The organism is Amycolatopsis sp. NPDC003861 (assembly GCF_053605405.1).
Window position 1 is genome coordinate 47,072 of record NZ_JBSGJD010000028.1, and the last position, 7,508, is coordinate 54,579.

General features: G+C 72.6%; 9 protein-coding genes. 7 read left to right on the top strand and 2 right to left on the bottom strand.

What is annotated here, in order from left to right:
• The first annotated feature begins 41 nt into the window (after positions 1-41).
• The 5 genes from ACWEVN_RS10470 (at position 42) to ACWEVN_RS10490 (ending at position 4,367) form a co-directional block, all read left to right on the top strand.
• A complete protein-coding gene (locus tag ACWEVN_RS10470) occupies positions 42-404 on the top strand; it encodes a hypothetical protein (protein ID WP_449675502.1) in 363 nt (120 codons plus the stop codon).
• A complete protein-coding gene (locus ACWEVN_RS10475; RefSeq protein WP_449683438.1) occupies positions 401-1,207 on the top strand; it encodes a hypothetical protein in 807 nt (268 codons plus the stop codon). The genes ACWEVN_RS10470 and ACWEVN_RS10475 overlap by 4 nt, the downstream gene beginning before the upstream one ends.
• Before the next feature lie 22 nt (positions 1,208-1,229).
• Positions 1,230-1,820, top strand: coding sequence for a tetratricopeptide repeat protein (locus ACWEVN_RS10480; RefSeq protein ID WP_452051039.1), 591 nt, complete (start codon positions 1,230-1,232; stop codon positions 1,818-1,820).
• Positions 1,821-1,953: 133 nt separating this feature from the next.
• Positions 1,954-3,414, top strand: a complete 1,461-nt coding sequence (locus ACWEVN_RS10485; protein WP_452051040.1) for an RICIN domain-containing protein — start codon at positions 1,954-1,956, stop codon at positions 3,412-3,414.
• Between the two features lie 89 nt (positions 3,415-3,503).
• Positions 3,504-4,367, top strand: coding sequence for an expansin EXLX1 family cellulose-binding protein (locus ACWEVN_RS10490; RefSeq protein ID WP_449683441.1), 864 nt, complete (start codon positions 3,504-3,506; stop codon positions 4,365-4,367).
• Positions 4,368-4,379: 12 nt separating this feature from the next.
• Here ACWEVN_RS10490 and ACWEVN_RS10495 read toward each other — a convergent pair whose 3' ends face one another.
• Positions 4,380-4,859 carry a MarR family winged helix-turn-helix transcriptional regulator gene (locus ACWEVN_RS10495; protein WP_452051041.1) on the bottom strand — a complete coding sequence of 160 codons (480 nt, stop codon included), beginning with the start codon at positions 4,857-4,859 and terminating at the stop codon, positions 4,380-4,382.
• Between the two features lie 109 nt (positions 4,860-4,968).
• Between ACWEVN_RS10495 and ACWEVN_RS10500 the strand changes: the two genes are divergently transcribed.
• A complete protein-coding gene (locus tag ACWEVN_RS10500) occupies positions 4,969-6,144 on the top strand; it encodes an FAD-dependent monooxygenase (protein ID WP_452051042.1) in 1,176 nt (391 codons plus the stop codon).
• Positions 6,145-6,231: 87 nt separating this feature from the next.
• Here ACWEVN_RS10500 and ACWEVN_RS10505 read toward each other — a convergent pair whose 3' ends face one another.
• On the bottom strand, positions 6,232-6,453 hold the full coding sequence (locus ACWEVN_RS10505; protein WP_449683444.1) for a hypothetical protein: 222 nt from the start codon (positions 6,451-6,453) through the stop codon (positions 6,232-6,234).
• A 171-nt stretch (positions 6,454-6,624) separates the two neighbouring features.
• Between ACWEVN_RS10505 and ACWEVN_RS10510 the strand changes: the two genes are divergently transcribed.
• A partial coding sequence (locus ACWEVN_RS10510) for an ROK family transcriptional regulator (RefSeq protein WP_452051043.1) occupies positions 6,625-7,508 on the top strand: 884 nt, incomplete at its 3' end.

Sequence of the window (7,508 nt, forward strand, 5' to 3'; positions counted from 1 at the left end):
GCTAGACTCCGTGATCGTCCGACGTCGGAAGGGGGGACGCGGTGGACTCCGAAGCCGATCACCTGGCGCTGTGGTGCCTGCTGCTGCCCGAGCTGCGGACGGCGGCGCGCCGGAGCGGGGTGCTCGACCGGCTCGACCGCGACGCCGATCGGGTGAAACAGGGCGGCCCGGCGAAGACCGCGCTCAAGAAGTGGGGGCCGGTCGGGCCCGACGGCGCACCGCGCAGCTGGGCGGACCGGCCGGCGCTCGGGATCGCGGCGCTGCCGGGCGGGGGCCGCGCGCCCGGCGTCGGCGCGGGGGAGTACGGCTGCCCGCTCGACCGGTGCGCCCGGGTGGCCACCCGGGACGAGAACGGCCACCCGCCGCGCTGCGCGGCCTTCGACGCCTCGATGCGGCCGAAGTGACCGGCTTCCTGACCGAGGTGGGCAAACGCCTCGGCAACCGCTGGGTCACCGCGATCCTGTTGCCCGGCCTGCTCCTGGTCGCCGTGGTCGTCGCCGCGTCCACGCTGGGGCACGCGCACGCGTTCGCCTTCTCCCGGCTGTCCGCCCGCGCCGAGTTCTCCGCCCCGCCCGCGCGGCTGGTCGTCCTCGCCGCCGTGGTGCTCGCCGCCGCGGGCCTGGCCGGTACCGCCGCCGGCGGCCTGGGCAGGCTGGTCCAACGCTGGTGCCTGCGCGAGCGGTTCCTGACCGGCGGGCTGCTCCAGCGGACCCGGTGGTCGCGGCGGAGCCGGGCGCTGGCCGCCGCGGACCGGGCCGGCACCCCGGTCGTGCCGGCCTACCTGCCGCAGCGGCCGACCTGGCTGGGCGACCGGGCCCGGCTGCTCGAAGTCCGGGTCCGGGCGCAGTACTACGTCAGCGCGGCCCTGGTGTGGCCCCGGTTGTGGCTGCTGCTGGACGAAGACGCGCGGCGTCCGATCACCGACGTCCGCACCCGCTACGCCGAGGCCGCGACGCTGGCCGGCTGGGGTCTGCTGTACCTCGTCCCCGGCGTCCTGTGGTGGCCGGCGCTGCTGGTCGCCGCGGGGGTGCTGCTCACGGCGTGGAGCCGGCTGCGCGAAACCACGGCGGAGTTCGCCGAATTGGCCGAGGCGGCGATCGATCTGCGGCTGCGGGACCTGGCCGAGAAGCTCGGTGTCCCGCTCGGTGCCGAAGTGGGGCCGGCGGAGGGCCGGTCCCTCGACGACCTCCTCGGCAAAGCCGGCTGAGACGTCTGCAAAGGACCTACGGATGGGACTGTTCTCCAAGCGCCCCAAGGCCTGGCCCGCCGACCTCGAACGCCGGGCCCGGGCCGCGGGCGCGATGTTCGACGCCGGGCAGTTCGCGGCGGCGGAGCTCAGCCTGACTTCCCTCTTCGCCGACTGCGAGACCGCGGCCGGTCCGGACCACCCGGGTACCCTCGCCGTGCTCGACCTGCTCGGCTCCACCCAGTTCCGGCGGGAGCGGCTGCCCGAGTCCGCCGTCAGTCACCGGGAGGCGCGCCGCCGGGCGGTCTCGGCGCTCGGGCCCGACCACTCGGAAACCCTGAAGTACGGCCACAACCTCGGCTGCACGCTGTCCGTGCTGCGGGCGTGGGACGAGGGCCTGCCGGTGCTGCGGGACGTGGTGAGCCGCCGGACCCGGAAACTGGGGGAGCGGCACCCCGACACGATCGACACCGCCAAGACCCTGGGGGCCGCGCTCTACATGACCGGCGACAAGCAGGCGGCCGCGGTCACCCTCCAGGAGGCGTACCACGCGGCGCTGAAGGCGTTCGGAGCGGATGACCCGTTGACGCAGGAAGTGGCGCACAACCTGCAGATCGTGCTGCGCAACCTGTGACCGGTTCTCCTCGAACCGATTCGACGGCATCGGCGATGCCGGTGTAATTTTCCCAGCTTCTGCCTTGGCCCGGCTACCATCCTGGACGAGTCGATCCGGCGAACCGGTTCGACCACCCGTGGAGAGGACACCGATGTCCGGCTCAGCGCACCAGGTCCCGAAGCCGTTCGCTCTGCTCGTCACCCTGCTCGCCGTCCTGGCCGGCGTGCTGGTGCCCGCGGACCCGGCGCACGCGGCGGCGAACACGTTCACCCTCGGCGTCACGCGCACCGACACCGCCGGCCGCCCGCTGCAGCTGCACGGCCTCGGCATCGTCAAGGCCGGGAACACCTGGTACGGCTTCGGCGAGGACAAGACCGGCCAGACCACGGCGAACACCGCCTTCCAGGACATCCCCTGCTACACCTCGACCGACCTGGCGAACTGGACCCACCAGGGGATCGCGCTGGCGAAGCAGAGCAGTGGCGACCTCGGCCCGAACCGGATCGTCGAGCGGCCCAAGGTCCTCTACAACGCCGCCACCCGGACGTACGTGATGTACCTGCACATCGACAGCACGAGCTACTCCGACCAGCGGGTCGGGGTGGCCACCAGCCCGACGCCCTGCGGCCCGTACAGCTACCGCGGGAGCTTCCAGCCGCTGGGCAACCAGAGCCGCGACATCGGCCTGTTCCAGGACACCGACGGAACCGCCTACCTGCTGAGCGAGAACGCCGGCCGCAGCCTCCGCATCTACCGGCTGTCCGCGGACTACACGTCGGTGGCGAGCGCGGTGGCGACGCTGCCGAACTACGAATCCCCGGCCGTGGTCAAGGTCGGCGGGACGTACTACCTGCTGGCCTCCCACCTCACCGGGTGGGCGACCAACGACAACGTGTACGCGACCGCGACGTCGCTCGCCGGGCCGTGGTCGCCGTTCCGCACCTTCGCGGCGACCGGCACGAACACCTACAACAGCCAGACCGCCAACATCATCACCGTCCAGGGCAGCGCGGCGACCACGTACCTCTACGCGGGCGACCGCTGGACGGGCAACGCCATGGGCAATTCGCCGCTGATCTGGCTGCCGCTCACGATCCGCGGCACGACGGTCAACCTCGGCCAGTACCCGAGCTGGAACCTCGACGCCGACGCGGGGACGTGGTCGGCGAACTCGGGGCTGCCCGGCGACGGGACGCACGTGCTGAAGAACGCCGGCAGCTCGCAGGTGCTGGACGCCTCGGGCGCGTCGACCGCGACGGGCGGCAAGATCATCCAGTGGCCCGCGCACGGCGGCACCAACCAGCAGTGGCGGTTGACGAAGGTCGCCGACAACGTCTTCACGCTGGTCAACGTCAACAGCGGGCTGTGCCTCGACGTGCCGGACGGGTCCACCGCGAGCGGAGTCCAGCTGCAGCAGTGGACCTGCACCGGCGGCGCCGGCCAGCAGTGGGCCGCGGATCTGGTGGGCAGCCTCACCGGCAGCCAGTACGTCCTGGTCAACGTCGGCAGCGGCCTGACGATCGGGGTGTCCGGGTCTTCGACGGCGAACGGGGCGGCGGTCGTCCAGCTCGGCGGGACGGGCGCCGCGAGCCAGGTGTGGACGGTCTCCTGAACCGGCCGCGGTTGTGTTAGCGTGCACACCGCCCGGCTGACCCTCGGGTGCGGTCCGTTGTGGACTGTCCGGCGGTGCGGGAGGTGCGGGTGCGCGGACGCGTGGTGCTCGGGACGATCGTGGCGTTGCTCGCGGTGGTTGCGACGGTCGTCGTCCTGGTCGCCACCCGGACCGGCGGCACCGCGCCGGCCGAAGCGGCGAACCGGGCGGACGCCGCCCCCGCGATCGGCACGGCCGTCACCTCCACGCCCCCGGCGTCGACCCCGGCCACCACCACGACTCCGCCCGCGACGACTTCGACGTCGTCCAGTGCCGCGGCTCCGACGTCGGTGGCCGCGCCGCTCGCGGGGCGGATCAAGCCGGGCGTGTCCCACTCCGGCGTGGCCACCTTCTACGACACCGACGGCACCGGCGCGTGCGGCTTCGACGCGAGCCCGGATCCGTTGAACGCGGCGATGAACGTCGCCGACTTCGAGGGTTCCCAGGCGTGCGGGGCGTACGTCCAGGTCCAGGCGGGTGGCGCGAGCGTGACGGTGCGGATCACCAACCTGTGCCCGGCGCCGTGCCGGGTCGGGCAGGTGGACCTGAACCCGAAGGCGTTCGACCGCCTCGGGGCGCGCAACCTCGGCGAGATCCCGGTCACCTGGAAGCTGGTGAGCTCGCCGTCGCCGAAGCAGATTTCCCTGCGCTACAAGGACGGCTCGTCCCAGTACTGGTGCGGGATCCAGGTGCTCGACCACCGCAATCCGGTGGCCCGGCTGGAAGTCCGCGCGGGCAGCAGCTGGAAACGGCTGCAGCGCACCGACTACAACTACTTCCTGTCGGAGAACGGTGCCGGGTGCGGCGGGCCGGTCGCGATCACCGACGTCTACGGCGAACGGCTGGTCCTCGACCCGCTGCCGGTCCAGCCCGGGGTCGGCCAGCCGGTGCACCGGCAGTTCGCGCAGCACTGACTCGTAGCGTCTTCAGTCCTCTTCGGCGGTCGCCGACAGGAAGGCCGCGAGGTCGTCGGTGAACCGCAGGAGCAGGTCGTAGAAGGTGCGGCGGTCCTCCGGTGCCCAGCCGGACAGGGCGTCGCCGAACCAGCCGAGCAGGGTGGCGATGTAGCGATCGGCGATCTCGGCGCCGTCGGGGGTCAGCTCGACCAGCCGGGCCCGCCGGTCGTCGGGATCGGCCAGGCCGCGCACGAGCTGCCGTCGTTCGAGCACGTGCAGGTGCCGGGTGACGTGCGGGCCGGCGACCTGCATCCGGTCCGCGATCTCGCCGACGCGCAGCGCCTTCCCGGTCATGTGCAGGGCGAGGATGATCGACAGCCCGGGCCGGTCGAGGTCGGCCCCGATCCGCCGCATCGCGCGTTCGCCGAGGCCGCTGCGGTTCATCAGGTTGCCCAGCTGCATGAGCCGGGGCAGCACGGCACGCAGGTCGCCGGCTTCTGTGTCGGCCATCACACCTCTTAGATAGCTAACTTAGGTATATAGTCGGTCTGGTCGGGGGTTGATCACGAGCATTGTCGCACCCCGAATTTAGATACCTAACTTAGCTATCGGAGGCGTCATGAAGCGAGTGTTGATTTCGGGGGCCAGCATCGCCGGCCCGGCGCTGGCCTTCTGGCTGCGGCGGGCCGGGTTCGCGGTCACCATCGTGGAAAAGGCGGCCGAACTCCGGACCGGCGGCTATCCCATCGACGTCCGCGGCACGGCGCTGGACGTCGTCGAGCGGATGGGGATCCTCCCGCGCCTGCGGGACCTGCACATCTCGACGCGGCGGCTGACGTTCCTCGACGCCGACGGCGCGGAAATCGCGTCGCTGGCCCCGGAAGCGATCATCGGGGGTGCGGACGGCGAAGACCTCGAGATCCGCCGCGGCGACCTCATCCGCACGCTGTTCGACCTGGTGCGCGACGACGTCGAGGTCCGCTTCGGCGACACGATCGAGACCCTCACCGAAGACGGCGAGGTGACGTTCCGCAGCGGCCACCGGGACACCTACGACGTCGTGATCGGCGCCGACGGCCTGCATTCCCGGACCCGCGAACTCGTCTTCGGTGACGAAGCACCGTTCCACCACTACCTCGGCTACTGCTTCGCGGGCTTCACCATGCCCAACGACTTCGGGCTGTTCCGGGAGGGACTCGCGTGGAGCAAGCCGGGGAAGGGCGCGGCGCTGTACGCGGTCCTCGACAGTGAAGAGGTGCACGGGTTCCTGGTCTCGGCCCGGCCGGAGCCGCCGCTGGAGGCGTTCCGCAACCCGGAGGCCCAGCGAGAACTGATCGCCCGCACCTTCGCCGGCGACGGCTGGGAGATCCCGCGCATGGTGGCGGCGATGCGCGAGGCCGACGACCTGTTCTTCGACGTGATCAGCCAGATCCGCATGCCCCGCTGGTCATCCGGCCGCGTGGTCCTGGTCGGCGACGCGGCCCACGCGCCATCGTTTTTGACCGGCCAGGGCACGAGCCTCGCCCTGGTGGGTGCCTATGTGCTTGCGCACGCGTTGGCGGTGTTCCCGGACCATGCGGCGGCGTTCGCGGCGTACGAGAGCCGGTTGCGCGGGTTCGTGGAGGCCAACCAGGGGCTGGTGAGCGAGGGCCAGGCGACCTTGTTCCCGGCAACGGCGGAAGCGTTGGAGGCCCGCAACGCGGCGCTCAGGGGGTTGACCACGGCGCCGCCGGCGGTGGCTCGGCCGGAGCACTCGGCGCTGGTGCTGCCGGACTTCCCGGTGGCGGTGCGGTGAGGCGGCCGGTCGTGGATCGGCCTGGCCGGCCGGCGGGCCGGGTGCCGGGGCACCCGATCGGCACCCCGCACCCGCCCGCCGGCCGGCTCAGCTCGCCGGGATGAGCAGGATCGGATAGGTCCGGGGGACCACGCACAACGCGGTCGTGGCGAACATCGCGAGCGAGCTGCCGATGCACCTCTCCGCCGGGACGCTCTCCGCCTGAGCCGAGGCCGATGGCGTTGCCGATACCGGTGCGGCGGCCGAAGCGCCGGTGAGGACTCCGGTCGTCAACGCCAACGCACCCAGCGCGGCCGTGATCCGTCGCATGGTGATCCTCCTGTCGTAGAGCCGGTTTGCGATGGCGGGAGGCTGCCCCCGAAGCCCGGCCGGTGAACGGGATCGGGGCCGATCGCACCGGTCCGGGTGACCCCCACCCGCACCCCACCAGCCACGGCCGGGCGGATCGGCGGGCCGCCGCGCACCAGTACGCTGAGGCGAATGAGCACGGTATCCACCCCGGAGCAGTCGATGGTCGAAACCCGGCACCAGACCCGGCTGCTGACCCTGCTCCGCGACGACGGCCCGATGTCGCGGGTCGAACTGGGCGAGCGCCTGGAACTGCCGCGCGCCCGGGTGGGCGCCGAGGTCGCCCGGCTCGCCGAGGTCGGGCTCGTCGAAGCCGCCGGGCCGTCGGCCAGCCGGGGCGGGCGGCGGTCCACGCTCGTGCGGCTCGCGGGGGAGCTGCGGGTGCTCGCCGTCGACGTCGGGGCGACGTCGGTCGGCGTGGCCGTCACCGATGCTTCGTGCGAGGTGCTCGCGCACGCCGTCGAGGACTGCGATGTGCGGCAGGGCCCGCACCCGGTGCTGCGGCGGGTCGCCGAGCTCGCCGCGAAGGTCCGGGACGAGGCGCCCGGCCGGCTGATCGCCGCCGGGATCGGGCTGCCGGGGCCGGTCAGCTTCGCCGAAGGCATGGCCGTCGCGCCGCCGATCATGCCGGGCTGGGACCGGTTCAACGTCCGCGACCACCTCGGCGGGCTGTGGGGCTGCCCGGTCGCGGTGGACAACGACGTCAACGCGATGGCGCTCGGCGAGCGGCACGCCGGGGTCGCGCGCTCGACCGACGACCTGATGTTCGTCAAGATCGGCACCGGGATCGGCTGCGGGATCGTGCTCGGCGGCAAGGTCTACCGCGGGGTCGCGGGTACCGCGGGCGACATCGGGCACATCCGGCTCGACGACTTCGGCCCGACTTGCGCGTGCGGCGAGGTCGGCTGCCTGGAGGCCTACTTCGGCGGGGCCGCCCTCGCCCGTGACGGGCTGGCCCTGGCCCGCAGCGGCCGGTCGGCGCACCTGGCCGAGGCGGCCGCCGAGCGCGGGGTCGT

Coding starts and splice junctions, on each gene's coding strand:
- ACWEVN_RS10495 (WP_452051041.1), bottom strand. CDS start 4,859: ATGGCCGACACAGAAGCCGGCGACCTGCGTGCCGTGCTGCCCCGGCTC.
- ACWEVN_RS10500 (WP_452051042.1), top strand. CDS start 4,969: ATGAAGCGAGTGTTGATTTCGGGGGCCAGCATCGCCGGCCCGGCGCTG.
- ACWEVN_RS10505 (WP_449683444.1), bottom strand. CDS start 6,453: ATGCGACGGATCACGGCCGCGCTGGGTGCGTTGGCGTTGACGACCGGA.
- ACWEVN_RS10480 (WP_452051039.1), top strand. CDS start 1,230: ATGGGACTGTTCTCCAAGCGCCCCAAGGCCTGGCCCGCCGACCTCGAA.
- ACWEVN_RS10485 (WP_452051040.1), top strand. CDS start 1,954: ATGTCCGGCTCAGCGCACCAGGTCCCGAAGCCGTTCGCTCTGCTCGTC.